Consider the following 26,194-nt stretch of genomic DNA (forward strand, 5'->3'; position numbering starts at 1 on the left):
TGTAGTACGTGCACAGGCTGCCGAGGTGCCAGGCGCCTGGGTCTACGCAATCGGCCCGCACCACGGCCATCTTCTATGGTCTGCCCCTGAGCGCTGAGTTCTGGGCGCGGCGCCCAAGGCCGGCTCAGGGGCCGGCAAGGCCGCGCGACTTCCCGCGTCGTCGGCACTTGGCCGACCGCACCTTCGTCTCTGTCGCCGTGGCAACACCAAGGAAGCTCGTGACCAAGGACGTCATCGCCCTTACCCCCCGCATGCCCGATGCCCGTAGCGTGCTCGCCGGCCTCTACGCCGGTGGCCCCGATCTCCACGTGGACAGCAGCGCCGAGGGGGCCGTCGTCCGCCTGCGCACGCAGGGCGGACAACCGGTCGCGACCGTAGAGATACCGGTGCTCGTCCAAGTGCCGGGCGAAGTGAGCCGGTTGCTCGGCAGGGAGGCAGGAGCCGAGGCGCCCGTGTGGTGGACCGAGGTACGGGCGACAGCGGCGGTCGCGGAAGCGGGGCGGCTGGCCGGGTCAGTGGCCGGGCGGCTGACCTCGCTGCTGGGCGGGTCAACCTGGCCGGCCGACGCCGCGCACACCGACGTCGTACCCATCCCGCCCGCCGAGCACGACGGCTCGGGTGACGAACGCCTCGCCGTCGACGTCCTCACACTGCGGGCCGCCGTGATCCTCCAGGACCGCCCCGTCGTCGCCGCGACCACCTGGCTCACCGACCTGCTGCAGGCCACCATTCCATCAGGACGCGAACTGCAGATCGTCACCCCGCCCGACACCCGGCTGACCCTGCCCACGCGCACCCTGCTGACCAACGTCCCCGCCCGCTGGATCGTCCACGACCCCGACGGCGGCTGCTACGACGGCCTCACGGGCGCCGTACTCCACTGGCACGAGGGCCGCTTCACCCCATTGCCCGCGACGGACGGCGACGCCCCGATCGCGGACACCTTCCACGCCAGCACCGACGCCCCGGGCGAAAGACAGCTCCAGGTCTCCATCCGCACCACCCACCCCGCCACCGACGACCTCCTCCTCGGCGACGCACTGGAAACCGCCTGGCGGACGCTCACCGGCGCCCCACCCGCCGGCTGGGCCACCGCCGAACCCGTCACCCTCCCCTGGTCACCGCGACAGCTCACCGAACTCGCCCGCACCCGCGCCAAGAAGGCCGCCCCCACCTGGCTCGTCGCCGTCGGCACACCGAACCGGCCGGCGATCGCGACCTGCCGCATCACCCGTACCCCGGGCGGAGTCGAGGAACACATCACCCTCGCCGTCGGCCACACCAAGGACCAGACGCCGGCCCTCGATGCCCTCCCCGCACTGGCCGAGGCACTCGCCACCCGGCACAACCTCACCTCGATGCTCACGTACCTGCGCCCCGCCCGGGCAGACCTGACCACCCCGCCCCACCACGAACCGCCCCCGGTCCCCCTTTCCTTCACCCTCGGCCCCGACGCCGTACACGCCATCGGCCGCACCCACGCCGAATCCGTCCAGCACCCGCGCCCGACTCGACTCGGCCCCGCCGCCCGTCCCGCCCTGCACTACACGCTCGGAGATGGCACCGACCCCACCGCCTGGCAGCACCTCCACCACCTCAACGCCCGCTTGAAGAGGGGCCGATGAGTTTCCGAGGGAACCTGACCGGCGCCGTCCATGGGCTCCGACAGGAGGCGGCTCGCAGCAGCGGCGCCGTCGCCGCGTCGCGCGGGGCGAATCATCCCGGCATCACACGGCAGGGGCTCTCCCGGGGCTTCCTCGACATTCGAGGTTGGCCGCGACGGCTCCCAGGAGGGCGGCGACGCTTCCGGCTGCGGTCACGCCCTTCGACGGACAAGGGCGACTTCCGCCCAGACCGTCTTTCCGGACGGCGGATACGGCAGCACACCCCAGCCGTCGGTCAGTGCGTCCACGATCATCAACCCGCGCCCGCCCTCGTCGGCGACGGGGGATGCGGCAGGGAGCCGGTCACCCCGCGGGTCGCTGACCTCGATCCGCAAGCGGGCGTCGGGAAGCAGCATCAGACCCAGGCGGAAGCCACGGCCGGCCAGACGCCCGTGCACGACCGCGTTCGTGGCGAGTTCGGCGACGACGACCTCTGCGGCTTCCGCACGCTCGCCGTCGCGCGGCCATCCCCACTGCACGATCTGCTCCATGGTGAGCAGCCGGGCGAGGCGGGCGCCGCGCCGTGTAGCGCTGAGCAGTTGGGTGAACTGCCGTGCGGACGTGCCTGGTTGCTGGGGCATGTTGGTCTGTACGGATTCGCTCTTCACACCATTCAGCGTGGCGACACGCCACCGCGCTGACCAGCAACGACGGGGGTACGCACCTGGTGCGTACAGGTCCCGGCGGCCCTCCCGTACCGGCGTGCACGGTCGGCCGGGCCGTGGACTGCACACGTGGGGGGTGCCGCATCCGCGATTCCGCCCGCTTGCGGGATGCCAGGTCATAGCCTGCGGATGCGGCCCCCGGTACAAGGTGAGTTGCGTACCGTCTCGGCATTGGTGGTGGCTGCGGGTTCGGTCGGGAGACGGGGCGGTACGGCATGGAGCTCACGGGGCCGGCGGACGACAACGACGAGACGGAAGACGCGGCAGGCCTCTTCCGCGTCATCGGCCGCCAGGTGCGGCTGCTGCGGGAACGGGCGGGGCTGACGCAACGCGAGCTGGGCGAACGGCTCGGCTACAGCGAGGAGCTGATCCGCTCGCTGGAGCGCGGCCGCCGGACACCGCAGGCGGAGTTCCTGGAGGCGGCGGACGAATTGCTGGTTGCCGGCGGGCTGCTGCGGGCGGCGAAGGAGGACGTGGCGCGAGCGAAGGCTCGGGCGCGGGTGAAGCATCCTGCGTGGTTCAGGAGCTACGCCAAGTTGGAGGCCGAGCCGTTCCTGCAAGATCTTGGGAGAATGAGCACTCATCAGCGCACCGAGTCCGCCGACCTCGCCTGGTTCAAGAGCACCCACAGCAGTGGCGAGGGCGGCGCCTGCATCGAGGGCGTCGTCACCGAGCGCGCCATGCTTGTACGCGACTCGAAGAACGTCACGCTCCCCCACCTCAGCGTGAGCCACACCGGCTGGGCGGATTTCGTGCGGTACGCCATCGAAGGCTGAGCACCCTGCCTGAATCCGCACGAAGGGCGTCACCGCAGCCGCCCCGTACGGTGGCTGCGGTGACGCCGAACTACTGGTTCGCCGGTATCTTCCGCCCGGCGGTGGAGCAGCTCAGAAGTCGTGGCGGTTGGCCTCGATGACCTTGCATTCGAGCTTCTTCGCACCCTCGAGCTTGTCGGAGGACACCAGGACGCCCGCATCCTCGTCCTTGAAGGTCTGGCCGGGGGCCAGGTTCTCCGCGGTCGACAGGAAGTCGCTGATCTTCTTGCCGTCGGCGAGGACCTCGCCCTCGAGGAAGTACGAGTACCGGCGGTCACCGTTGTTGGTGTAGTCGATGTGCAGCGCGAGCTCCTTGCTGCCCCATTCCGAGGTGGTGACATCGCACTTGGAGAGGCGGAAGTCCTTCAGGACCGGGTTCTCATCCGTGCCCTCGCCGGTCTTGGCGTTACCGTCGTCGTCAACCTTCGCCGAGTCGTACGACTTGTCGAGCTCGTTCTGCGTCTCCTTGACGGCCTCGTCGACCGCGGACACGAACACGGCGTTCATGACGAAGAACATCACCACCGAGACGAGCGAGGTGACCAGGGCGGTGATCGACGCTCCCTTGCCCTTTCCGACCTTCCCGGACTTGGCCAGACCGATGGCACCGAAGATGAGGCCGAGGATCGCGAGCGGCCACACGATCACGTTGACCAGAGGGATGAAGCTGAAGATCACCGCGATGATGCCGAGCACCAGGCCGGCCGTGGCCAGGCCGTTGCTCCTGGCCGGCTGACCGCCGTCGACAACTGGTCCGGTCGGCTGAACGTAAGACATGGAAGATCCCCCCACGGGATGTGATGTATGAACCCCGGCGCACAGCCGGGTCGATCAACAGGTAGTTGACGTGTGCACGACCTGGCCGTTTGACCAGCCGCGAATGCACGAGCCCCCACCCTCTAACCAGACGACGAGGAACCCCACCCCATCGCAAGCCCAGAAAGCAAAGCATGACATGAAAACAACGTCAGTTATCTGACATGTTCGGCGCACAGCCTATCGTTACGGTTGGTATCGGCAGGCGCTGGGCAACACGGACGCCCTCGTGATCTCGCTCCGCTCCGCTCTCAACTCCATGGTGGACGACCCGCGTCTGCTGGACCGCGGGGGCATCACGACGGTGGACGCCTTCGCCGGCCGTGTCGTGACCGAGCCGCCGGGTGCGGTGGCCCGACGGCCGCTGATGTACAACGAGGAGGAGAGTCGCTGAGGGAAGGCCGCCGCGGCGACAGGGACGGCGCAAGCGCGGGACAGCTTGCACGTCTCGTGGACGGGGCAGCCGAGTCCGTTCCTCGTGGAGGCGGGCGTGTCGGTTGAATTGACGCGCTCAGGGGCGCCGGGGTCGCGAGCAACGCCAGGCCGGCCCGGCTCAGGCCCCGTACATCCAGCTGTCGTACGGCGCGTTGTCGACCACCTCGTAGAGGCCGAACGCGCCGGGGAAGAGCACAAGCGCGAGCACGCCGAGACGGAAGAGCGCCGGCCCCATGACGGTGACGGCCTCCGTCTGGCCGGTGATGGTTCGCCAGTCGCACCAGCGTCTGACATCGCCCCCGCAGACGGCCCAGAAGAAGCCCCCGAACACGATGCACACCCCGGAGCCGACCATCGCGAACCCCGCCACGACGGCCAGGAACGTCTCGCGGTCGTGGTGGTCGGGGACGAACAGTGACACGACGGCCAGCAGGACCACGGCGGCGATCCCTTGCACGGCTCCGCGTACGACCACGTCCTTGAAGCGCAGTCGCGGCAGCCTTACGCCGTCCTCGTCGGTCGTCGGTGCAGGGGTCGGCTCCGGTCCGGGTCTCAGGGTGCGCGTCATGCGGGCACGCTACCCGGGCGCGTTCGCAGGGCGATGCGGGGGCCCTGGTCGCGCACGTCCTCACCGTCGTCCCCAGGCCGGGGCCCTGTGTCGGACCCTCCCGTTAGAGTCGTTCCCAGGTCGCCCGCTACCTCACGGGCAGACCCACCCCTGGTGGGGAGGCGCGCTTGCCTCCCCGAGTTCGATCCACACCACTTGCAAGGAACTCCGCGTGAACGACACCTCGACGTCCTTCCAGCTCCTCCCCGGTGCCCCCGACTCGCCCGTCATCCTGCACGTCCCGCACTCCTCCCGCGCCATACCCGCCGACGTCCGCGCCGGCATCGTGCTGGACGATGAGGCGCTGGAGCGGGAGCTCGACCACATCACCGACTCGCACACCGCGGAGATCGCCGCCGCGGCGGCCGCAGCTGCCGGTGTCGCTCCCTGGCGGTTCGTCAACCAGCTGTCCCGGCTGGTGATCGACCCCGAGCGCTTCCCCGACGAGCGGGAGGAGATGCTCGCCGTCGGGATGGGCGCCGTCTACACGCGGACCACGCACCGAGAGGTCCTGCGGCCCGATGGGCACGACGGCAGCGGCCTCGTCCGGCGGTACTTCGAGCCGTACGCCGCCGCCATGACCGCGGCCGTCGACGCACGGCTCGCCGCCGCCGGGCGCGCCGTGGTCATCGATGTGCACTCGTACCCGACCGTGCCCCTGCCGTACGAGCTGCACGGAGACGGGCCCCGGCCGCCGATCTGCCTCGGGACGGACCCGGTCCACACGCCGGCCGGACTGCTGGACGCGGCGCGCACGGCGTTTGCCGGTTTCGGCGGAATCGGGACGGACAGTCCGTTCGCGGGGACGTACGTGCCGCTGAAGCACTACGGGCGGGACGAGCGTGTCAGCGCGCTGATGATCGAGATCCGGCGGGACGTGTATATGAAGGAACCGGGTGGCGCGGCAGGGCCCGGTCTGGAGGCGCTCGGTCATGCCCTGGCCGGCCTTGTGGAGGCCGTCGGCTCGTTGGGCTGACCGACCTCTTCCTTGTCTGCCGCGCCCCGGTTCTCAGGCGCGTGTGTTCACGCTGACCGGCCACGAACCCGTGGGCGGCGTCCAGCCCTGGAGGGTGGCCGGGATGCCGACGCGTGTGTTGCAGTTGATGACCTGGAAGTGCAGGTGCGCTCCGTTGGCCGCTCCCGTGGCGCCTGACCAGCCGATGATCCGGCCCTGCGGGACCCAGTCGCCCGTGTTGTAGATGGCCCGGTTGAGATGCGCGTAGTGCGTGCACTGACCGTTCGAGTGGCGGATGATGACCTCGATGCCGTTCTGCCAGTACGGCGACCAGTCGGAGACGAGGACCGTGCCGCCCTGCGCGGCGGAGACCTCGTAGTTCGCCGGGAGCCCGAAGTCCCAGGCGTATTCGTTGTACGGGCCGGTGTGCGAGTACGTGCCCTCCGGCCCTTGGGTCACCCTGTAGGACTCGCCCGACGGGTAGGGCAGTTCGTAGTAGTAGTCGACGGCTGCGGCGGGAGGGGCTCCCACCAGGCCGATGCCCGCGACCGCTGCCACCGCACTCGCCGTGGCGGCGATCCTGCGCAGGACCTTGTTGGCATGGCGCATCGTGTACCCCCGTTGTCGTGAACGACCTGACCAGACTTGGTTTCCCTCTCAACTAGCCAATAAAACAAGGTAGTTGAGGAAATCACGACTCCGTCTCGGCGCCCTGCGACCCGCCCTTCCACGGCCGGAGGTCCGGTCTGGCAGCATTCCGCTACGTATCGGCGGAGAACGAAGGAGCAGCCGGATGAACGGTGGCGCGCAGTCCGTGGAACGGCCCGAGCGTGCCTTCCCCACTCCCAACGGGCTCGTCGGCGTCGGTGTCGTCGTGCTCGACGCTCGGAGCGCGGACCTGCGGGAGCACCACGACGGCGTTGCCGCTCCTGCCCTTCACGGGAGGGTGCTGCTCGGGCTCGGGCACAACGGCGTATGGGAACTGCCCGGCGGCAAGGTCGACCCCGGGGAGAGGTTCGAGGACGCCGCGGTCCGCGAGCTGGCAGAGGAGACCGGTCTGCGGGCGGACGCCGACGGCGTCCGGATCGGCGCCGTCCTCGTGGACGGCACGCGCGGGGTCACCCGGGTCACCGCCGCGGCGCTGGTCGCAGCGGCGTCGGGCACGGCCAAGGTGCGTGAACCGGAGAAGATCGCAGGCTGGGAGTGGTGGCCGCTGGACGCCCTGCCCGAGCCGCTGTTCGCCCCGTCGGCCGCCGTGCTCGACAGCTGGCGGCCGTCGCCGGGCCTGCGGGACAAGGCGTTTCACGGCTACCCCGTCGACAGGGACCGGCCCGGCGACTGATCGCCCTCGGCACCACCCTCCTGGCGTGGCCTGGACGCAGGGTGACGCGCGACGGCCTGGCCGGGGGCGTGCAGGCCCCCTGGCCCTCTTGACCTCTTGGCCCCCTGCGCGCCGGCACCGCGCAGGACGAGAGCGGCATTGTCAGTGGCGTGCGCTTTGATGGCCGTATGACCGTTCACGACGTTGCCGCCGCCCTCCCCGACATTCCCGCCCTGCGCAGGCTGTGCCGGGCCGTCGCCGTGGCCGAGGCCGTGCTCAATCCCGGTGACTACCGCACCTACTCCTTCGACGCGGACTGGTCGGAGACGGAGGAGGTCTTCTCGATGCGCAACGGCGGCGGCGACGAGTTCGACGTCGTCTTCTCACCGGCGGGGGCGTACATACGCGGCTTCGACCACGAGTCGCCGATGAGTCCGTATGACGATGACGTGCCGTGGCCCGGGGTCGTCGACGCGGTGCCCGAGGTCTTCCGGTCCTGTGTCGAGGAGCCGGCGTTCTCGGACGAGGACATGCCACGGGTGACCGCGTGCCTGTGGCGTGAGACGGGCGACGACCGGTGGCACACGGGCCCCGTCGAGTATCCCGAGGGTGAGGCTGATCCGGACGGTTCCGGCTGGCTGTTCGAACTCCTGGTGGATCCCACGCCGGAGGCCTTCCAGTCGTTCGCCGAGGAGTACTACGAGCAGCCCGTCGACATCAAGGCGGTGCGCCACATATATGAGGAGCGCCCGTTGACCGAGGACGTCGTGGCGCGGCTCAACCCGCGGGCGTCGTTCGCCGGCGTCGCGGCGGAGGTCGCCGCGACGGGCTACCCCGGCCGGTGACCCCCGCGTTCGACGTCGCCGGCGCGCTGCGCGGCGGCGTGGCGGGGCGCGAACATGCCTGGCGGTTCGTGCGGGACTTCGCCGCCGCGTGGACCGGGCGGCCGTTGCGTGACGGCGACGGCAGCCCCGAGGGCGAACTGGCGGCCGCCGAGGGTGCCTTGGGGCTCGTATTGCCCCGAGCTCTGCGCGAGGGGTACACGCTGCTCGGGCGGCGGTCCGACCTGACGACCGGACAGGATCCGCTCGTGCCCCCGGCCGGGCTGTACGTCGACGACGACTCCGACGGCGGTGTGCTCGTCTTCCGCCGCGAGAACCAGGACTGCGCGTCGTGGGGCATCCCGATGGACCGGATCGCGGACGACGACCCGCCGGTGGTCGTGGAGTCGGCCGACGGATGGATTCCCTACCTGGACCGGATGTCCACCGCGTGGGTGGAGCTGGTCCTCACCGAGACGCTCCTGGCGTCGGATCACCGGTACGACGCGTGCGAGCTGCCGGACGACCTGTTGCCCGTGCTGGAGGCGGAGTACCGGCGCGTCGACCTGCCCGACCACCCGCTGTGGACGGGCGCCGACGAGTCGCCCCTGCGCTGGTACGCCGCCCCGGGCCGCGTGCTCCGGCGCGACGGGCTCGCGAACCACTCCTGGGTCCACGCCGGCGGCCAGACCGCCGCGCACCTCGACCTCATCCGTGCGCAGTTGCCCGGGCCCTGGGTCTGCTGAGCGTCGCCGGCCGGCAGACGTTCAGACGTTCCGCCACTCCCCTGCGCCCTGACGACGTCCCGGTGCACGCGCTTGAACTCCGCGTACGCCGCCTCCCCCATCGCCTTCGCATGGCGCCGTTCGATCGCGGACGGGATGGCGTCGGAGCGTGCCATCCGGTCCAGTCCGCGTTCCGTCGGGACCACCGGTTCGGCCCGGCGGTCCGCCGGATCGGGGTGGCGTTCGACGTAGCCGAGGGACTCCAGGCCGTGTCGTTCGCCGATCCGCGCAGCGAGGTCGCCTACGGCTACACCCGTCGGCGGTTCTCCTTCGCCACCGGGGGCGGCGCGGCGGAGAACCGCCGCCTGGCGGCGGTGGTTCTCCGGGCCGCCGAGGCGACCCGCTGAGCGGCGGCCCGGTCAGAAGAACACGCCGCAGCGGAGCAGCACGTTCGCGTATGGTCGCGCCTCCCCCGTCCGCACCACCAGGCGGGCATCCGCCGAGAGCGCCTTCAGTTCGTCGTGCGGGACGAAGCCCAGGGCTGGGAGGCTCCGTTCCAGCAGGGCCGCCGCATCCCGATTGGCCGTGCGGACCTCGGTGGCCACCGTCCCGCCCTCGACCACCAGCTCGGCGAGGAGGCCGTCGAGCACGTCCGCGAACGACGGGACGCCGGCGACGAACGCAAGGTCCACCACCTTCGGCCCCGCCGGGATCGGCATCCCGGCGTCGCAGACCAGGAGCGTGTCGCCGTGGCCGAGTTCGGCCAGGGCTCCCGCGAGATGGCGGTTGAGAATGCCGGAGCGTTTCACCGGTCCGCGACCTCCTCCGCCGTCGGGTACGACTCCTGGGCGCCCTTCCTCGTGACAGCCACGGCGCCGACGCGCGCCGCGAACCCGGCCGCCCTGACCAGGTCGTCGCCCTGTCCGATACGCCAGGCGAGCGCGGCCGTGAAGGCGTCACCGGCCCCGGTGGTGTCCACCGCGTCGGCCTTCGGGGCCGGGACACGTACGGCTCCGGCAGCGGAGGCCACCAGCGCGCCCTCTGCCCCGAGCGTGATCACCACCGACCGCGGGCCGAGTTCCAGCAGTGCCTTCGCCCGGTCCTCGGGCTCGGGACCGGCCGCCGGGCCCAGGACGAAGGCGGCCTCGTGTTCGTTGACCACCAAGGGGTCGCAGGCGGCGAGGACTTCGGCGGGCAGGGGTGCGGGCGGGGACGGGTTCAGGACGAGCCGGGTGGCGGGCGGCAGCGAACGGGCCACCTCGGCGACGGTCTCCAGGGGGATCTCCAGCTGGAGCGAGACCACCCGGGCGCGGGCGAGCAGGCCGCTCGCGGCCCAGACGTCGGCCGGGGTCAGGCGGGCGTTGGCACCCGGTGCGACGACGATGCTGTTGTCGCCCGACGGGTCGACCGTGATCAGGGCGACGCCGGTGGGCGCCCCGCCGGTCAGCACGGCGTCGGTGTCGACCCCGGCATCGCGCTGCGACTGGAGCAGCAGCCGGCCGTGGGCGTCGTCGCCGACCCGGGCGAGCAGCGCGGTCCGCGCACCGAGCCGGGCGGCGGCGACCGCCTGGTTCGCGCCCTTTCCGCCCGGGTGGACGGCCAGGTCCGAGCCGAGGACGGTCTCGCCGGGTCCGGGGCGGCGCTCGACGCCGACGACGAGGTCGGCGTTGGCCGACCCGACGACCAGCAGGTCGTAGTCGTACATTCCTGTCCTGCTTTCGCTGTCGTGCGTCACGGGAGACGTGCCTTCGCTGTCGTGCGCCACAAGGATCTCGCTGTCGTGCGTCACGAGAATCTGGCTGTCGTGCGTCACGAGAAGTCGGCCGCGTTCTTCTGCGTCACGACCTTCACGGGCACCTTCACCATGTGCTCGACGTCCTTGCCCTGCGCCGCCCTGACCGCGTTCCGCACGGCGATCTTCCCGAGCTCGGCGGGCTGCTGGGCGATCGACGCGTAGAGCGTGCCCGCCTCGACCGCCTTCAGCCCGTCGGGCGTTCCGTCGAAGCCGACGACGGCGACGCCCTTGCCCGCCTTGCCGCCCAGCGCCTTGACCGCGCCGAGGGCCATCTCGTCGTTCTCGGCGAAGACGCCGGTGATGCCGCGGTTGGCCTGGAGCAGGTTGGTCATGACGTCGAGGCCCTTGGTGCGGTCGAAGTCGGCGGGCTGCTTGGCGACGACCTGGATGCCCGGGTACGCCTTGATGCCCTCGGTGAAGCCGGCCCCGCGCTCGCGGCTGGCGGAGGTGCCGGCCGTGCCCTGGAGGATGACGATCCGGCCCTTGCCGCCGAGGCGTTCGGCCAGGGTGTTCGCGGCGAGCCTGCCGCCGGCCACGTTGTCCGAGGCGACGAGTGCCGCGGTCTCGGCCTTGTTGACGCCGCGGTCGGCGGCGATCACCGGGATGTCCGCCTTGTTGGCGCCGCGCACGGCGGGGCCGATGGCGTCGGAGTCGACCGGGTTCACGATGACGGAGGTCACGCCGGAACTGGTGAAGTTCTGAAGCTGGTTGGCCTGCTGCGAGGCGTCGTTCTGGGCGTCGGTGACGGTGAGGTCGATTCCGGCGGCCTTGGCCTCCGCCTCCGCGCCTTCCCGCATCTGCACGAAGAAGGGGTTGTTGAGGGTCGACAGCGACATGCCCACCTTGGTGGTGGTGGAGGAGGAGCCGGGGTTGAGGAGCGACACGGCGCCGACGACGGCGGCGACGCAGACCGCCGCGACGGCGAGCTGGATCGCGCCGCGCTTCCCGCCTCCGCCGGAGGCCCCCGCGGGGACGGGCGTGGCGCCGGCGCGGCGGCGGACGGTGTCGAGCAGGACGGCGAGGGCGATGACGACGCCGATGACGACCTGCTGCCAGAAGGCGGACACCGAGAGCAGGTTGAGGCCGTTGCGCAGGACGGCGAGGATCAGCGCGCCGATCAGAGTGCCGGACGCCTTGCCGACGCCGCCCGCGAGGCTGGCGCCGCCGATGACGACCGCGGCGATCGCGTCCAGTTCGTAGCCCTGGGCCGCCTGCGGCTGGGCGGAGACCAGGCGGGAGGCGAGGACGATGCCGGCGACGGCGGCGAAGAGTCCGGACAGGGCGTAGATGACGAGCTTCTGGCGCTTGACGCGCAGGCCGGACAGGCGGGCCGCTTCCTCGTTGCCGCCGATCGCGTACATCGAGCGGCCGATGTAGGTGCGGGCCAGGATCAGCGCCGTGACGAGGCCCATGGCGACCATCACGAGGACGGGGACGGGGAGCCAGCCGCCGAGGGTGTCGCCGAGGACGGATACGGAGTCGGGGAAGGCGATGGGGCTGCCCTGCGAGATGACGAGGGACAGGCCGCGGCCGATCGACAGCATGGCCAGCGTCGCGATGAACGGCGGCAGTTTGCCGTACGAGACGAGGGCGCCGTTGACGAAACCGCAGGCCAGGCCGGTGGCGACGGCGAGGACGACCGCGAGCCAGACGGGGACGCCTTCGGACGTGGCGGTCCAGGCGAGCACCGTCGCGGAGAGCGCGGCGACGGAGCCGACGGACAGGTCGATGCCGGCGGAGACGATGACGAAGGTGACGCCGAAGGCGAGGATCGCCGTGACGGCGGCCTGGACACCGACGTTGAGGAGGTTCTGCGTGGTCAGGAAGTCGCCGGAGAGCAGCGACATGGCGGCGACCAGGACCACGAGGGCGGTCAGGGCGCCGTTGTCGAGGAGTATGCGGCGGACGGACCAGGCGCCGCCCGCGCCCGTGTCGTTCTTCAGCGTGTCAGTGGCCACGGGGGCCCTCCTCTTCCTTCACCGCGGTGTTCGTCGTGGGGGCCGAGACGGCGAGGGCCATCACGGCATCCTGGGTCGCCTGGTCGGCGGGGAGTTCACCGGTGATCCGGCCCTGGGCCATGACCAGGACGCGGTCGCTCATGCCGAGGACCTCGGGCAGGTCGCTGGAGATCATGAGGACGGCGTGGCCGGAGGCGGTGAGTTCGTTGATGAGCTGGTAGATCTCGACCTTGGCGCCGACGTCGATGCCCCGGGTGGGCTCGTCGAGGATCAGCACTCTGGTGTCGGCGAGGAGCCACTTGCCGATGACGACCTTCTGCTGGTTGCCGCCGGAGAGGGTGCGCACGTGCTGGCCGAGGCCCGCCATGCGGACGCCGAGCTGCTCGGCGATCCTCGCGGCGGCGGTGCGCTGCGCCCTGAGGTCGACGAGGCCGCCGCGGGTGGCCGCACGCAGGGTCACCAGGCCCAGGTTCTCCTGTACGGAGGCGTCGAGGACGAGTCCCTGGCCCTTGCGGTCCTCGGGGACGAGGCCGATGCCCGCGCCCATCGCGGCGTTCACGTCGCAGGCGGGCAGGGTGGTGCCGAGGACGTCGACGGTTCCGGCGTCGTACGGGTCGGCGCCGAAGACGGCGCGGGCGACCTCGGTGCGTCCGGCGCCGACGAGCCCGGCGAGGCCGACGACCTCGCCCGCCCGTACCTCGAAGCTGACGTCGTGGAAGACGCCGCCGCGGGTGAGGCCGCGGACGGACAGCAACGGCTGCCCGGTCTCGGGGCGTTCGCGCGGGTACTGCTGCTCGATGCTGCGTCCGACCATGAGCCGTACGAGCTCGTCCTCCGGTGTGGAGGCGGGCACCTGGCCGACGGACCGGCCGTCGCGCAGGACGGTGACGCGGTCGCCGAGTGCGGCGATCTCCTCGAGGTGGTGGGTGATGAAGACGATGCCCACGCCCTCGTCGCGCAGCTGCCGCACGATGGTGAACAGCTTGTCGACCTCCTCGGAGGTGAGGACCGCGGTCGGCTCGTCCATGATCAGGACGCGGGCGTCGAGGCTGAGGGCCTTGGCGATCTCCACCATCTGGAGCCGGGCGATGCCCAGTTCGCGTACGCGCGCCCGCGGCGAGACGTCGACGCCGACGCGCTGGAGCAGCTCTTCGGCGTCGGCCTCCATCCTCCTGCGGTCGATCATCCCGAAGCGCCGCGGCTGGCGGCCGAGGAAGATGTTCTCGGCGACCGTCAGGTCGGGCACCAGGTTGAACTCCTGGTAGATGGTGGCGATGCCGAGCCGTTCGGCGTCCTGGGCACCGTGGATGCGGACCTCGCACCCGTCGGCGACGATGCGGCCGGCGTCGGGGCGGTAGGCGCCGGAGAGCATCTTGATGAGGGTGCTCTTGCCGGCGCCGTTCTCGCCGAGCAGGACGTGTACTTCGCCGCGGCGCAGGTCGAAGTCGACGGCGTCGAGCGCGACGACTCCGGGGAACGTCTTGCGTATGCCTTCGATGCGCAGCAACGCGTCGGGGCTGCTCACACGGTGCTCCTCTGGTTCGGGTCGTTCGAGGGGGGTTCGCCGCAGGAGCGGCGTACGACGAGACGGGCGGGGAGGGTGACCGACTCGGGAGGACGGCCCTCGATGAGGGCGGTCAGGGCCCGGACGGCGGCCCGGGCGAGCTCGGCGGTCGGCTGGGCGATGGCCGTGATCGGCGGGTCGGTGTGCACGAACCACGGGATGTCGTCAAACGCGGCGAGGCCGATGTCCTCGGGCACGCGCAGGCCGCGGGCACGGATGGCGTCGAGGGCGCCGAGTGCCATCAGGTTGTCGGCGGCGAAGACGACGTCGGGGCGTTCGGCCAGGTCGAGGAAGCGCTCGGTGGCGCGGCGGCCGCTCGCGGCCTGGAAGTCGCCCTGGCCGATGAAGTCGTCGGGAAGCGGGAGCCCGTGCTCGCTCAGCGCCTCGCGGAACGCCTCGACGCGTTCGCGGCCGGTGGTGGTGGCCGCCGGGCCGGCGATGATGGCGAGCCGGCGGTGGCCGAGGCCGTGCAGGTGGGCGACCAGGTCCCGGATCGCCGCGCGGCCGTCGGCGCGGACGACGGGGACGTCGACGCCCGGGAGCCAGCGGTCGAGGAAGACCATGGGCGTGCCGCCGTGCGCGGCGTCGAGGGTGAGCGGGGAGCGTCCGTCGGCGGGCGATACGAGGAGGCCGTCGATGCGCCGGTCGAGCAGGGTGCGGACGTGGTGGTCCTGGAGCTCGGGGCGTTCGTCGGCGTTGCCGATGATGACGCTGTAGCCGAGGGCGCGGGCCTCCTCCTCGACGAAGCGGGCGAGCTCGGTGAAGTACGGGTTGAGGACGTCGCTGATGACGAGCCCGAGGGTGCGGGTCTGGTCGGTGCGCAGGGACCGGGCCACGGCGTTGGGCCGGTAGCCGAGGGCGGCGACGGCGGCGAGGACGCGGGCGCGGGCCTCGGCGCTGACCGAGGGGTGGTTGTTCAGGGCGCGCGAGACAGTGGCGACGGACAGTCCCGCCGCAGCGGCGACATCCTTGATGCCGGCCATGTCCGGACCACCTCCTTGTGGATTCCGTGAGCGTCGAACCAGGACCGCACGGACCCGTGGAAACGATTACAAGGCTGTATGGAAACGATTACATGGCCGGAATGCAAGAGTTCGGACGGAGAGCGAGATCAGATCGTGACGAGGCCGCTCAGATGAGCGCGGCAACCCGGGGGCTCGCCGAGCGCCGCTACGCCCGGGCGGCGGACGAAGCGGCGGCCCGGCCCGGCCGTCCCGACCGGCGGAGGAGCGAGCTGTGGACGCACCAGCCCAGGGCCGCACCCACGGCGTACCAGAAGAGGTCGGGCGCGTTGAAAGTGGAGCCGAGGACGAGGCGGGCGACGACGCTGTGCCGGGACAGCTCCGCGGGAGCGCCGGTGAGCTGCAGGACCTCGACCGCACAACTGAACACCAGCGCCGCGCCGGCGGCGAGGACCGGCCGCGACCGGGGTGCCACGAACAGGACGAGGGTGAGGATCAGGACGGTGTACAGCGCGTCCCCCGCGTACTTGGCGACGCCGCCGTGTGCGAAAGCCCTGACTCCGAGTCCCGCCGCGACCGTCAGGGCCGCCGCCGCGACCGCGACCAGCCGCATGCGCCCCGGCCCGCCAAGCCCCTGAAAGCTCATGCCGATCACCCTACGGGCGTCCTGAACATCCTTCACGGCTGCTGCCCCCGAGCGCGTTTCGTGACGGAAGAAGCGGACCCGACACACCCTGCGCAGCCCCAGAGGACCCCGAGGGGCCGACGTCGAAGCCCACTGTCAGTGGCCCCCGATACATTCGATCTCGTTCCGCCGAGGTGGCGTGAACGCCCCCTTTCGCATGCATGGGAGATGGTGCGTTGTCGGTCTGGGAGAAGTCGAGTACGGCGCGGACGGTGCCGGCCGCGCGGCCGCGGAAGCTCTCCAAGGTGCCGTTCGTGGAGCTGGCCGACGGGCGGTTGCAGGGTGTGGTGTCCAGCGGGTCCGACATCGGGCGGGTGTACGTGTCGTCGGTCGAGTCGACGACGTACGCGTTCACGTGCAGCACCAACAACAACCGTCCGTGCGGCGGGACGCGCGGCTGGTTCTGCAACCACATACGCGCGCTCATCGCTGAGGCCGTGTTCCAGTACGGCGTCGAGCGCGTGGCCCGGTACCTGAAGGTCGAGGTCTCCGGCGAGGCGGCCGATGCGGACTCCGTCACCGACGCCATGACCGCCACCCGCCCCGCGCAGGACGGCAGTTCGGCGGCGGCGCAGGTGTTCAGCCGGTTCCTGCGGCACCTGGCGTATCTCGAACTGGCGCCGACCACCGCTCCGTTGCCCGAGATGCAGTGGTTCCCGACGACGAGGGCGGTGGCCTGATGCGTGCCGATCTGCTGACCGACGCCGTCGACGGGCTCGACGAGGCCCTCGCGGCCGTGGACGCATTCGACGAGGTACTGGTCGCCGGTCTGCTGCGTCCGCAGCCCGCCCAGGCGGGTGGGCTGGTCGCGCTGGCCGATGCCGTCGCCGGGACTCCGCTGGCCTCTCGGGTCGCCGAGGCGGCCGAGAAGGCGGCTGCCGGGGCCGCGGGCGAGGATCACTTCGTCGCGCTCGCCGCCGCCCGCACCGCCCTGCTCGGCTCCGTGCACGACGCGCTGGCCGACCGCGCCGAGGAGGCCACCGGGCGGCCCCGGGCCGAGGAGAGCGCGGAGGGAGCCGGAGCCTCGGGCGACGGCGCGGAGCACGCGGTCAATCTGCATGCTGCCGCCCGTAGTTGGCTGTGCGACCTGGCGCGGGCCGGCTGGCGGGGCATCGACCACGAACTGGTCGCCGGGGCCGCGCCCGTGGTCTCCGCGATGCTGCCCGACCCGGCGCTGCGCCGCCTCGCCACACTGCTCGACGGCTTCGCCGCCGAACTGGCTGCCTCCTGCCCGGGAGCGGCCCTGGAGCGTGTGCCGGAGCGCCGCTGGGCGGACCTGTGGTCGCGCGCCATGCTGCTGACGCTGCCCGGGGCCGCCTTGGCCCCCGCCATGGGCGAGGCGACGGGTCGGCTGCTGCCGATCGGCGTCGATGTGCAGGAGCACGCCACCGCCGTACAGGCCCAGGTTCACGCGGTGTTCGAGCCGTCGGACGGCGGTGCGCCCCGGCTCGTGCGGGCCTCGGTGTCCGCGCCGAAGCCCGACACGGTCGTCGGTGCGGGCCTGTGGCAGTTGCTGCGGCCGCACATGTCCCTGCTGACCGCCGTCGGTGAGGGCCGCGTCATGGACGTCGAGGCGATGCCCGTCACCGCCGAGGGCGACCTGATATGGGACGACGCCCGCGCCCGCATGGGCGAGCCCGCGGAGATCTTCGCGACCGCCCGGGTGGCGCTGCCCGCCGCGACCGCGTTCCCGGTCTCGCCGCTCGACCGGCACCCGGCCCGGATCGCCGTGCCCGTCCTGCTGGAGGGGTACGCGGTGGAGGAGGACGACGGCACGGTCGCCTTCCAGGTCGCCGGGCAGCGTATCCCGGTCGACACCGACCGCGTCCCGGCCGCCGGTCCGCTCACCCCGGAGGCCGTCGCCTCGTCCGCAGCGTGCATCGGACTGCTGCGGTGGGACGCCGGGGAGTTCCTTCTCCAGCCGCTCGCCGTGGAGCGGACGGTGCGGAAGAAGGCCGTCGCCGTGCACGCCGGGGCCTGGGCCGGGGGTACGACCGACAAAGCCGGGGTGCGGGCCGAGAAGGCCGCCACCGACGCCGTCAAGGTGCTGCGCGAGCGTGCCGGAAAGCTGCTGCGGAAATGACCGGGCAGACCGCAGGGCAGGCCCCCGCACCCGATCCGTACGACAACCGGCGCCAGGTGCTGTACTGGCGTCTGCTGGCCCGCCTCTTCGACCACGAGGAGCAGGCGGCCCTCGAGTCGGCGAGTCTCGCCGTGGTCGAGGACATCGGCCTGCCGTCCGCGCTGCTCGACCCGGGGGCGTCCGTCGACTCCGTCGTGCAGCGGCACCCGGAGCTGGCCGCCGAGTTCGACGGGCTGATGGCTCCCGAGCCGGAGGAGGACGGTGCACGGGACCGGGCCGCAGAGGTGCGCCGCGCGGCGCTCGCGTCGAAGGTGCTGCTGAACGTCTTCGCCTCCGCCCCGGGGACCGTCACCGCCGAGCAACTTGCCCGCTGGCAGTCCGACGCCGGCTGGCTGGAGCGTGCGCTGGGCTGCCGGCCCGGTGAACTGCGGGGCGGGCGCGGCGGCGTGGGCCGTACGAGCCCTGCGGGGGCCGGCGGGGGCGTCGGTCCGACCGGTACCGGCGGTGGCGGCCGTACGCCCGACCTCAGCCGTCTGATCCCCGCGATCGGCCCGGAACTCGGCTCCATCGAGGCCGGTCTCGTCAAGCGCATGCACCTGCGGGAGGTGCTGGCCGACCCTCAGCTGGCCGCCCGGCTGACCCCGAGCATGTCCCTGATCGAGCAGTTGCTCCGCGACAAGAACAATCTCTCCGGGGTGGCCCTGGCCAACGCCAAGGCGCTGATCCGCCGCTACGTCGACGAGGTCACCGAAGTGCTGCGCACCCAGGTGGAGAAGGCCACGGTCGGTGAGATCGACCGGTCCGTCCCGCCCAAGCGCGTCTTCCGCAACCTCGACCTGGACCGCACCATCTGGAAGAACCTCACCAACTGGGACCCGGAGGAGGAGCGGCTCTACGTCGACCGCCTCTACTACCGGCACACCAGCCGCAAGACGACGCCCCAGCGGCTGATCGTCGTGGTGGACCAGTCGGGCTCCATGGTCGACTCGATGGTCAACTGCACCATCCTGGCGTCCATATTCGCCGGTCTGCCGAAGGTGGACGTGCACCTGATCGCCTACGACACACAGGCGCTGGACCTCACGCCCTGGGCGCACGACCCGTTCGAGACGCTGCTGCGCACCAAGCTGGGCGGCGGCACCGACGGCACCGTCGCCATGGCGCTCGCCCAGCCGAAGATCGCCGAACCGCGCAACACCGTCGTGGTGTGGATCTCCGACTTCTACGAGTGGCGCCACGCCGAGCTGTTCGAGTCCATGGCCGCCGTCCACCGCTCGGGGGCGAAGTTCATCCCGGTGGGCTCGGTGACCAGCTCCGGCCGCGGCAGCGTCAACCCGTGGTTCCGGGAGCGGTTCAAGGACCTCGGCACGCCGGTGATCTCCGGCCACATCAAGAAGCTCGTGCACGAGCTCAAGACGTTTCTCACCTGATCACCGGACGTACGTCTCCCTGCACGTCCTCACACACGTCTCTTCGTGATCACCGTACGGAAAGGCTTTCCCTTCATGTCCGACCTGCTGCGCGCCCCCGCCGAGATCAAGTACGCCGAGGAACTCGACTGGCTGGAGTCGATCGACGACAACCCGAAGCCGTTCTCGTGGCGTCTGTCCCCGAAGATGGTCCGCCTGTTCATTCTCGGCTCCGAGCGCTCCGACGGCCTGGACCGGGAGATCTCGCAGAAGTGGTTCGGCGACCGCAGTTTCGTCGAGCGCTCGATCGTCACCCTCGCCTCGGACCGCGGGCTGCTGCTCATCGGCGACCCCGGCACCGGCAAGAGCTGGCTGGCCGAGCTGCTGTCCGCCGCGATCTGCCGCAACTCCACGCTGGTGGTGCAGGGTACGGCCGGCACCACCGAGGACCACATCAAGTACTCGTGGAACGTGTCCATGGTCATCGCCAAGGGCCAGTCGCGGGAGTCGATGATCCCCTCGCCGATCATGACCGCGATGGAGGCCGGTGCCATCGGCCGCTTCGAGGAGCTGACCCGCTCCACGAGCGACGTCCAGGACGCGTTGATCTCCATCCTCTCCGAGAAGTACATCTCCGTTCCCGAACTGGAGAGCGGCGGCAGTGACAACATCGTCTTCGCCAAGCCCGGTTTCTCGATCATCGCCACGGCCAACAGCCGCGACCGGGGCGTCAACGACCTGTCCTCCGCGCTCAAGCGCCGCTTCAACTTCGTCCGCATCCCGGTCGTGACGAACAGGAAGAGCGAGGCGGAGATCGTCCGCTTCCGCACCGAGGAACTGCTGCGCCGGCACGCGCTCGACCTGGACGTGCCGCCGACCCTGCTCGACGTCCTGCTGCAGAGCTTCGCCGACCTGCGGGCGTCCGCCGCCGCGGCCGGCAGCGACGACGAGAAGCTGGAGTCCGCGCTGTCGACGGCCGAGCAGATCGGCGTGCTGGAGGACGCCGTCCTGCACAGCAACTTCTTCGGCGAGCGCACCCTCACCGCCCGCACCCTCGCCTCCTCGCTCGTGGGCTCCCTCACCCGCCGCGAGCCGGAGGACCTGGCCATCCTCAACAAGTACCTGCACGGCGTCGTCGAGCCGCGCAGCAAGGAGGAGGGCGGCTCCTGGCCCGAGTTCCTGGAGGGCGGCCGCGACGCGATCGCCACGCTGTCATGAGCGGCCCCGACGAGAACAGCACGTTCGCCGCGCTGCGCGGGCAACTGCAGGACGCCGCGGCCACGTTCGCGGGCGGGCCCGACGCCCTGGAGAGCATCCTCCTCGGCATGGTCGACGACGTCGACCGCGCGGTGGGCGAGCCGCTGGAGATCTTCCCCGTCTGCCACCACTCCCCCGCCTCGGCGCTCGCCATGGCCCGCCGCCTGCGGGAGAAGCAGCCCAAGGTCGTCTATCTGGAGCTGTGCGAGGACCTGGCGCCGCTCCTGACCGAGCTGCGCAACTGCCGGCTGCCGGTGGCACTGCAGGCGTTCGCCGGCGACGTCGACGGCTTCCCCGCCGAATGGGCCCCGCTGTCGGTCGTCGCGCCGATCACCGAGGCGTCCGCCGAGTACCAGGCCATCTCGTACGCCCTCGACACCCCGGGCGTCGAACTGGTCCTGGTCGACCGGTCCTCGGACCACGTCTTCCAGTGGGACACCCGCGGCGAGCGCATGCCCGAGCCCGCGGCCGAGGGCGGGCAGAGCGCCGGCGCCCCTTCAGCGGAGACGGAGGCGGAGGCCGCGCTGCACGGCGAGGCCGTCGGCGTCGAGATCGGCGACCTGCGCCCGCGCTTCGCCGAACTGGAGGAGCATCTGCTGCGCCACGGCAAGGTGCGGCACTGGTCGGAGTGGTGGCACCAGTACGTCGAGGTGCCGCTCGGCAACAGCGATCACGACACCTACCGCCAGGTCATGCTCCTCATCGGCAGCCTGTTCCGGCGGCTCGCCCCCGGCGAGGAGGCCCGGGTCCGTGTCGACGAGGACCGGGAACGGTACATGTGGACCCGGATGCGCGAGCACCTGGCGGCGACGGGCACCGATCCGGCGGACTGCCTGTACGTCTGCGGCGCGTTCCACGCGGCCAGCCGCGTCGAGGAGTTCGGCGTGCACGGCGGCACCGGTACGTTCACGATCTCCCCGCGTACCGCCACCACGTGGCAGTACGGGCTGATCCCGTCCAGCCACGCGGCGATCGAGGCGCAGTTCGGCCTCGCCGCGGGCTCGGTGTCGATCGCCGCGACGGAGTGGACGAAGGGCCTGAAGCGCACCCGTGTGGAGCCGTACCGGCTGGCAGGCCAGGCCGGCGCCAGGAAGTCCTCGGCGAAGAAGACCACCGGGAGGAAGACGGCGGCCCCCGCGGTCGTCGTCCCGGTGCCCGAATCCGCGTCCGAGGACCGGCTGACCGGCTTCCTGCGCCGACCGCCCGTGCTCGACGGCCTGGACGAGGCCGAATTGCTCGGCTGGTCCGTGGACATCGTGCGCGCGGCCCGGCGCAACGGCTATCTCGCCTCCACCGCCGACGCCATCGCGGTCTTCGAGACCTCGATCCTGCTGGCCGGCATGCGGGACCGGGCCAAGCCGACGCCGTACGACTTCCAGGACGCCGCGGTCACCTGCATCGAGAAGGACCGCGTCCCGGGGCGGCGGGACGTGCGGCGCCTGGTCGAGATCATGATGGGCGGCGACCGGATCGGCCAGGTGGGCTACGAGTCGCTGCCGCCGCTCGCACGCGATGTGTACGACCGGCTCGCGCCGCTGGGGATGAAGCTCGAGCAGCGCGGCGTGGGACGGGCACTGCTGGACATGGCCTCCCGGCCGGAACTCCGGGCGTGCTCCGATGTCCTGTGGATGCTGCGGCGCCTGATGCCGCACGGTGCGGCACGGCCGATCATGGGCGAGCGGCGGCTCGGCGAGCGCTCGATCCAGGAGTCGTGGGACCTGGCGCTCGGCACCCACCAGCGGGCCCTCATCGAGCTGGGCTACGAGGGCGTCAGCCTCGAGCAGGTCCTGGAGCAGCGGCTGCGGCGCGACGCGTACGGGCCGCAGGCGACCACGGCGACGGTGCTGGCGGCGGTGGAGGACGCGACCCTGTACCTGGGCAGCCGCCGCCTCTCCGACGAGCTCGGCACCCACGCGCTGAAGGTCCTCGCCGCCGAGCGCAGCGTGGACGGCGCGCCGGAGGTGCTGCGCCGGGTGCGTGCGCTGCTGGCGTACTACCGCACCAGCGAGCCGGTGCTGCCCGCGTGGATCGAGTCCTTCGTCAAGACCGGTTACGCCCACTACTGCACGCTGTTGCCGACGGCGTTCCGGGACGAGGACGCGACGGTGGGACAGGTCGCGGCGATGCTCGGTTTCCTGTTCAGCATGGAGGGCCTCGCGCTGTCGCTGGGCTGCGACCGGGCGCAGTTGGAGCTGGCGGTCGCCCAGTCGCACCCCGACGACCCGTCGAAGACGGCGCTGCTGTGGGCGGCGCAGGTGCAGCTGGGCACCCTGTCCCGGGCCGAGCTGCGGGCCCGCTGCGACGAGTTGCTGGACAACCCGCTGGTGGTGCCCTCCTACCCGCGCTACCTCAGCGGCTTCGTGCACGCGCTGGGGCCCGTGCCGGGGCTGGCGGACGTGGTCGTGGAGGCGGTGTCGAACGCGTTCGGGCGGTTGCCGGACGCGGTGCTGCTGCCGTGGCTGCCGCTTCTGATCACCACACTGCGGTCCGACGCGGCGGAGCTCGCCCCGCTGCTGGTCCGCGAGGCCGGACGGATCTTCCCGGGCCGGCTCGCGGCGCTGGACGCATGGGTGCCGCCGTGGCGGGCGCAGCAGCCGGTCCCGCTCGCCGCGCGCCGGACGCAGTCCGAGGAGCACGGCCCCCAGGGTGCCGCGCTGCTCACGGCGCATCCGGCGACGTGCGACGCGGTGGCCGATCTGCTGGGCTGCACGCAGGGCTGGGCGCAGCCCGAGGCCCTGACCGCGTCGGGCGCGGCGTTGCTCTCCGCACATCCGCGGACGTGCGACGCGGTGGCGGACCTGCTGGGCTGCGACGACGAGTGGACGGCGGCGGCCGGTCCGTCCCCGTCGGGCGCCGCGCTGACGACCCGGCATCCTGCGACGGCCGGGGCGCTGGAGTCGCTGCTCGCCGGCACGTGACGGCCGGCGGCTGGGACCCGGTCCGCTCGGGCCCCGGCCACCGACCGGGCAGCGCCTCGCGTACTGGTGCGCGCCCTCACCGCGCAAGGCGACGCAGCCGTGTCCACGGCCGGCTCCGCGAAGGTCGTGGATCCTGATCGCGGCTCAGGTCTGCCGACCGCCTTCCTCGGCCAAGTACCGGCGGAGCCGACCGAGTTCGCCGGGCGAGAGGGAGTCCGGCAGGTCGGGCGTGAGCTGGAGTTCGTAGGTGCCGGCCATGGTCACAAGCCTACGTACCGGTGCCGGTCTCGGTGAGGCGCCGGCCCCGCCACGGAAGGCACCCGATATCGGCGGTTCGCTGCCCGTGCACCGCGGCCGACCTCCAGGTGGCTCCACGTGCAGTTCACAGCCAGTCCAGGAACACCGTGCCGGTGGTCAGGAAATCGTGGGAGATGGAGGTCGCCTCCTCTCCCGCCGTGGTCGGCACCGCCCTGAAATCGGCGCTGCCGCCCGGCTCCCCGTACGGATCGTTGGGTCGGTGGACGGAGACGATGAACTTCTCCCCGTCCGCCGAGACCAGCATCCCCTCGGCGACGGTCCCGTCCCTCGGACCGACCACGTCGATCGGGGCCCCCGCGGCGCGGCCGGTACGGGCGTCCATGGTCCGGAAGGAGCCCGACGAGGTGCGGCACAGCACCCGGTCGTCGCCGATCCAGCCGACGATGCCGACACACCCGCTGAGCAGGGTGGCGACACGGGCCGATCTCGCGGTGAGCGGTCCCGAGGAGTGCAGGGTGCCGAAGACGTTCCCGAAGACCTTCGGCGCGGTCGCCGTGAGGCGGTGACCGCCCGGCGCGAGGCGGACCATGTTCGCCTGGACTGCGTGCGGGGGCTTCCCCGAGACAGTCAGGGGGAGGTCGTGTCCGGTCGCCGGGCCCTCGTCCGACAGGCGGTGGCCCCCCTCGGCGGCCCGGGAGCCGATCCTGTGCTCGCCGGCGGGGGTCGTGTACGTGAACCACACGCTGCGCCCGTCAGGCGACATCACGGCGTTCTGCTCGTCGTCGCCCGTCGCGTCGCTCAGGCGCACGAAGTCGTCCTGGTCGGCACCGTTCTCCACGAGGCCGGCGTGGGTGGCCTCGCCTCCGGGCTCCCGAAGCACCACCGCCATGCGCGTGAACGCCAGGTCGAACAGGGCGCGGATCCGAGGAGCCATGTACTCCAGGTCGTCCACGCCGTAGGGGGACGGGTTGTCCGTGGTCTGCCTGCAGAGGTCCACGAGTGGGCTGTTGACCGCCTCGACGCCCGGATAGTTGCTGAACGCGGCGTCGGTCGGAATGGGGAAGTACCGCTCCTCACGCAGTTCCCACCGCTCGGGATCCCACGCCTGCACCGAGACGGCGGCGTACCGTGCGCCCATGCTGCAGCTCGCGGTGACGACGGTGCCCTCGCGGGTGAACGGGCTGTCTGGGAGGGTGTATCCGCGGTTGCCCCGGTAGGGCGCCGAGGGCTCCGGGGTCGGCTTCTCCTCCTTCGGCTGCGAACTGCAGGCCTGGACGCACAGGACGGCCAGGACGGCCAGGACCACGGCCTTGCCGGTCAGAGCAGATCGCACATCGGCTCCTCGGGCTTCTCGTGGCACGGGGTCCAGGGAACGGCTCCGGAGACCCAACTCTGCCGGGGGTTCTCCGGGGCGGACTCCGTGCGGATACGCAGCGGTCGGCCCTTCCTGTCCTCCAGCTGGACCCACCGCCCCTCCTTCACATAGGAGTCGTTGTAGTGGACTTTGATGCCCCACTGGCACGACTGTCCCGGTGGCGCAATCACCTCTGCCCGGATCCCACCAGAGGGCTGACCGCCCCCGACCTCGATGTAGCGGGTGCCGAAGTAGGGCTCGCCCTGTCCCTCGGTGTCGTCGGTCAGCACCGGTTCGTCTGCGCGGGGCGGAAGGTGGAGCCGAATTCCCTGGTAGGCGACTCCGCCCTGCGGCGGAAAGGCGACGACCGTCTGCGCGGTGCTCTTCCGGCACGTGACGTCGGTGACTTTCCAGTTGTCGATGACCACCGGGGAGGACCGGGTGCTCAGCACGATCATCTTGAACGTGTCAGAGAGTTCCAGACGCCCGGTGGACATCTGCTCCCGCGTGTACCGCTTCGGAGCGTGCTCCAGAAGCGGCGCGTATGCGAGCGGATGGCCGCCCAGTGACTTCAGGTAGGAGAAGGTGGCCGAACTGTCCCTGGGGGACGTCATTTTCCGGACTTCGTCGGCGGTGAGTACCCGGTCGAGAACCATCGCCCATTCACGGGGCTCGCCCTGCTCGGGCTGCACGGACACCGTGAAGGGCTGCTGGGAGGCGTCGTACTCCTTGTTGGAGTCGTTCTGCCTGGTCACATTCCACTCGGTCATGCCGTAGTCGACCAGCGCGTCCCGGAAGACCGCCACGAGGGCGATCGACACCATCACCAGCAAGGTCACCACTCTTCTGCGCGGGGAAGAGCCGGGGGTCAGGCCGAGCGTGTCGGCGACGATCGACCAGAGGCCCTCACGGGGTTCGCTCCCCGCACCGGCGGCGCTCTGCTGCCGCGGTAACCGCGCGGGACCCGCCGATGGGCTGCCGCCCGAGTCCTCGCTCGGTCCGGTGGGCTCCGCGGGGGTGCCGCCGTCACCGCCCGGCTGAGATTCCGATGTGCCGCCCGATGGCGCGGTCGCCGTCATGCCCGTCCCCCCACGACGTGATATGTCCTGCCCGCTCGACAACCGGAC

At 71.4% G+C, this 26,194-nt stretch carries 25 protein-coding genes; 13 read left to right on the forward strand and 12 right to left on the reverse strand.

Annotated elements, in window-relative coordinates:
- Positions 1-218: 218 nt before the first annotated feature.
- Complete coding sequence (locus QFZ82_RS08180; protein WP_307712505.1) at positions 219-1,625, forward strand: DUF6177 family protein; 1,407 nt, start codon at positions 219-221, stop codon at positions 1,623-1,625.
- Between the two features lie 191 nt (positions 1,626-1,816).
- Here the strand turns inward: QFZ82_RS08180 and QFZ82_RS08185 are convergent, their stop codons facing one another.
- The gene (locus tag QFZ82_RS08185) at positions 1,817-2,272 is read right to left on the reverse strand and encodes an ATP-binding protein (protein ID WP_373429253.1); all 456 of its coding nucleotides are present in this window, start codon (positions 2,270-2,272) and stop codon (positions 1,817-1,819) included.
- 272 nt (positions 2,273-2,544) lie between these two features.
- On the opposite strand from QFZ82_RS08185, the gene QFZ82_RS08190 reads away from it, so the two are divergent.
- Positions 2,545-3,105, forward strand: coding sequence for a DUF397 domain-containing protein (locus QFZ82_RS08190; RefSeq protein WP_307712506.1), 561 nt, complete (start codon positions 2,545-2,547; stop codon positions 3,103-3,105).
- Positions 3,106-3,216: 111 nt separating this feature from the next.
- Here QFZ82_RS08190 and QFZ82_RS08195 read toward each other — a convergent pair whose 3' ends face one another.
- Positions 3,217-3,921 (reverse strand): DUF4190 domain-containing protein, encoded by a 705-nt coding sequence (locus QFZ82_RS08195; RefSeq protein WP_307712507.1) that lies wholly within the window; start codon positions 3,919-3,921, stop codon positions 3,217-3,219.
- Between the two features lie 268 nt (positions 3,922-4,189).
- Between QFZ82_RS08195 and QFZ82_RS08200 the strand changes: the two genes are divergently transcribed.
- On the forward strand, positions 4,190-4,354 hold the full coding sequence (locus tag QFZ82_RS08200) for a hypothetical protein (RefSeq protein WP_307712508.1): 165 nt from the start codon (positions 4,190-4,192) through the stop codon (positions 4,352-4,354).
- Between the two features lie 159 nt (positions 4,355-4,513).
- Here QFZ82_RS08200 and QFZ82_RS08205 read toward each other — a convergent pair whose 3' ends face one another.
- Positions 4,514-4,963, reverse strand: coding sequence for a DUF6336 family protein (locus tag QFZ82_RS08205; protein WP_307712509.1), 450 nt, complete (start codon positions 4,961-4,963; stop codon positions 4,514-4,516).
- Between the two features lie 211 nt (positions 4,964-5,174).
- Between QFZ82_RS08205 and QFZ82_RS08210 the strand changes: the two genes are divergently transcribed.
- Positions 5,175-5,978, forward strand: coding sequence for an N-formylglutamate amidohydrolase (locus QFZ82_RS08210; RefSeq protein WP_307712510.1), 804 nt, complete (start codon positions 5,175-5,177; stop codon positions 5,976-5,978).
- A 33-nt stretch (positions 5,979-6,011) separates the two neighbouring features.
- Here the strand turns inward: QFZ82_RS08210 and QFZ82_RS08215 are convergent, their stop codons facing one another.
- Complete coding sequence (locus QFZ82_RS08215; protein WP_307712511.1) at positions 6,012-6,566, reverse strand: M23 family metallopeptidase; 555 nt, start codon at positions 6,564-6,566, stop codon at positions 6,012-6,014.
- 184 nt (positions 6,567-6,750) lie between these two features.
- Between QFZ82_RS08215 and QFZ82_RS08220 the strand changes: the two genes are divergently transcribed.
- The 4 genes from QFZ82_RS08220 (at position 6,751) to QFZ82_RS08235 (ending at position 9,231) form a co-directional block, all read left to right on the forward strand.
- Positions 6,751-7,299 carry an NUDIX hydrolase gene (locus QFZ82_RS08220; protein WP_307712512.1) on the forward strand — a complete coding sequence of 183 codons (549 nt, stop codon included), beginning with the start codon at positions 6,751-6,753 and terminating at the stop codon, positions 7,297-7,299.
- A 167-nt stretch (positions 7,300-7,466) separates the two neighbouring features.
- Positions 7,467-8,123 (forward strand): hypothetical protein, encoded by a 657-nt coding sequence (locus QFZ82_RS08225; protein ID WP_307712513.1) that lies wholly within the window; start codon positions 7,467-7,469, stop codon positions 8,121-8,123.
- Entirely contained in the window at positions 8,120-8,845 is a 726-nt protein-coding gene (locus tag QFZ82_RS08230; RefSeq protein ID WP_307712514.1) for an SMI1/KNR4 family protein, read from the forward strand. Before QFZ82_RS08225 ends, QFZ82_RS08230 begins: the two co-directional genes overlap by 4 nt.
- Before the next feature lie 215 nt (positions 8,846-9,060).
- Entirely contained in the window at positions 9,061-9,231 is a 171-nt protein-coding gene (locus QFZ82_RS08235; protein ID WP_307712515.1) for a hypothetical protein, read from the forward strand.
- Positions 9,232-9,243: 12 nt separating this feature from the next.
- Here QFZ82_RS08235 and rbsD read toward each other — a convergent pair whose 3' ends face one another.
- From rbsD to QFZ82_RS08265, 6 genes are all read right to left on the reverse strand, one after another.
- Positions 9,244-9,633: a D-ribose pyranase gene (gene rbsD / locus QFZ82_RS08240; protein ID WP_307712516.1), complete on the reverse strand. Its 390-nt coding sequence runs from the start codon at positions 9,631-9,633 to the stop codon at positions 9,244-9,246.
- Positions 9,630-10,529, reverse strand: a complete 900-nt coding sequence (locus QFZ82_RS08245) for a ribokinase (RefSeq protein WP_307717661.1) — start codon at positions 10,527-10,529, stop codon at positions 9,630-9,632. The genes rbsD and QFZ82_RS08245 overlap by 4 nt, the downstream gene beginning before the upstream one ends.
- 104 nt (positions 10,530-10,633) lie before the next feature.
- On the reverse strand, positions 10,634-12,577 hold the full coding sequence (locus QFZ82_RS08250; protein ID WP_307712517.1) for a substrate-binding domain-containing protein: 1,944 nt from the start codon (positions 12,575-12,577) through the stop codon (positions 10,634-10,636).
- Entirely contained in the window at positions 12,567-14,102 is a 1,536-nt protein-coding gene (locus tag QFZ82_RS08255) for a sugar ABC transporter ATP-binding protein (RefSeq protein WP_307712518.1), read from the reverse strand. The genes QFZ82_RS08250 and QFZ82_RS08255 overlap by 11 nt, the downstream gene beginning before the upstream one ends.
- On the reverse strand, positions 14,099-15,124 hold the full coding sequence (locus QFZ82_RS08260; protein ID WP_307712519.1) for a LacI family DNA-binding transcriptional regulator: 1,026 nt from the start codon (positions 15,122-15,124) through the stop codon (positions 14,099-14,101). The genes QFZ82_RS08255 and QFZ82_RS08260 overlap by 4 nt, the downstream gene beginning before the upstream one ends.
- Positions 15,125-15,311: 187 nt before the next feature.
- A complete protein-coding gene (locus QFZ82_RS08265; RefSeq protein WP_307712520.1) occupies positions 15,312-15,749 on the reverse strand; it encodes a DUF2809 domain-containing protein in 438 nt (145 codons plus the stop codon).
- A 200-nt stretch (positions 15,750-15,949) separates the two neighbouring features.
- On the opposite strand from QFZ82_RS08265, the gene QFZ82_RS08270 reads away from it, so the two are divergent.
- From QFZ82_RS08270 to QFZ82_RS08290, 5 genes are all read left to right on the forward strand, one after another.
- Entirely contained in the window at positions 15,950-16,468 is a 519-nt protein-coding gene (locus QFZ82_RS08270; RefSeq protein ID WP_307712521.1) for a hypothetical protein, read from the forward strand.
- Positions 16,468-17,871, forward strand: a complete 1,404-nt coding sequence (locus QFZ82_RS08275; RefSeq protein ID WP_307712522.1) for a hypothetical protein — start codon at positions 16,468-16,470, stop codon at positions 17,869-17,871. The genes QFZ82_RS08270 and QFZ82_RS08275 overlap by 1 nt, the downstream gene beginning before the upstream one ends.
- A complete protein-coding gene (locus tag QFZ82_RS08280; protein ID WP_307712523.1) occupies positions 17,868-19,301 on the forward strand; it encodes a VWA domain-containing protein in 1,434 nt (477 codons plus the stop codon). Before QFZ82_RS08275 ends, QFZ82_RS08280 begins: the two co-directional genes overlap by 4 nt.
- A gap of 75 nt (positions 19,302-19,376) precedes the next feature.
- Positions 19,377-20,498 (forward strand): AAA family ATPase, encoded by a 1,122-nt coding sequence (locus tag QFZ82_RS08285; RefSeq protein WP_307712524.1) that lies wholly within the window; start codon positions 19,377-19,379, stop codon positions 20,496-20,498.
- The gene (locus tag QFZ82_RS08290) at positions 20,495-23,455 is read left to right on the forward strand and encodes a DUF5682 family protein (RefSeq protein ID WP_307712525.1); all 2,961 of its coding nucleotides are present in this window, start codon (positions 20,495-20,497) and stop codon (positions 23,453-23,455) included. The genes QFZ82_RS08285 and QFZ82_RS08290 overlap by 4 nt, the downstream gene beginning before the upstream one ends.
- 382 nt (positions 23,456-23,837) lie before the next feature.
- Here the strand turns inward: QFZ82_RS08290 and QFZ82_RS08295 are convergent, their stop codons facing one another.
- Both QFZ82_RS08295 and QFZ82_RS08300 read right to left on the reverse strand, forming a co-directional pair.
- Entirely contained in the window at positions 23,838-25,046 is a 1,209-nt protein-coding gene (locus QFZ82_RS08295; protein ID WP_307712526.1) for a hypothetical protein, read from the reverse strand.
- Positions 25,031-26,146, reverse strand: coding sequence for a hypothetical protein (locus tag QFZ82_RS08300; protein ID WP_307712527.1), 1,116 nt, complete (start codon positions 26,144-26,146; stop codon positions 25,031-25,033). Before QFZ82_RS08300 ends, QFZ82_RS08295 begins: the two co-directional genes overlap by 16 nt.
- Positions 26,147-26,194 lie beyond the last annotated feature (48 nt).

The sequence above is a fragment of the Streptomyces sp. V4I23 genome, from assembly GCF_030817975.1.
Classification (GTDB): Bacteria; Actinomycetota; Actinomycetes; order Streptomycetales; family Streptomycetaceae; genus Streptomyces.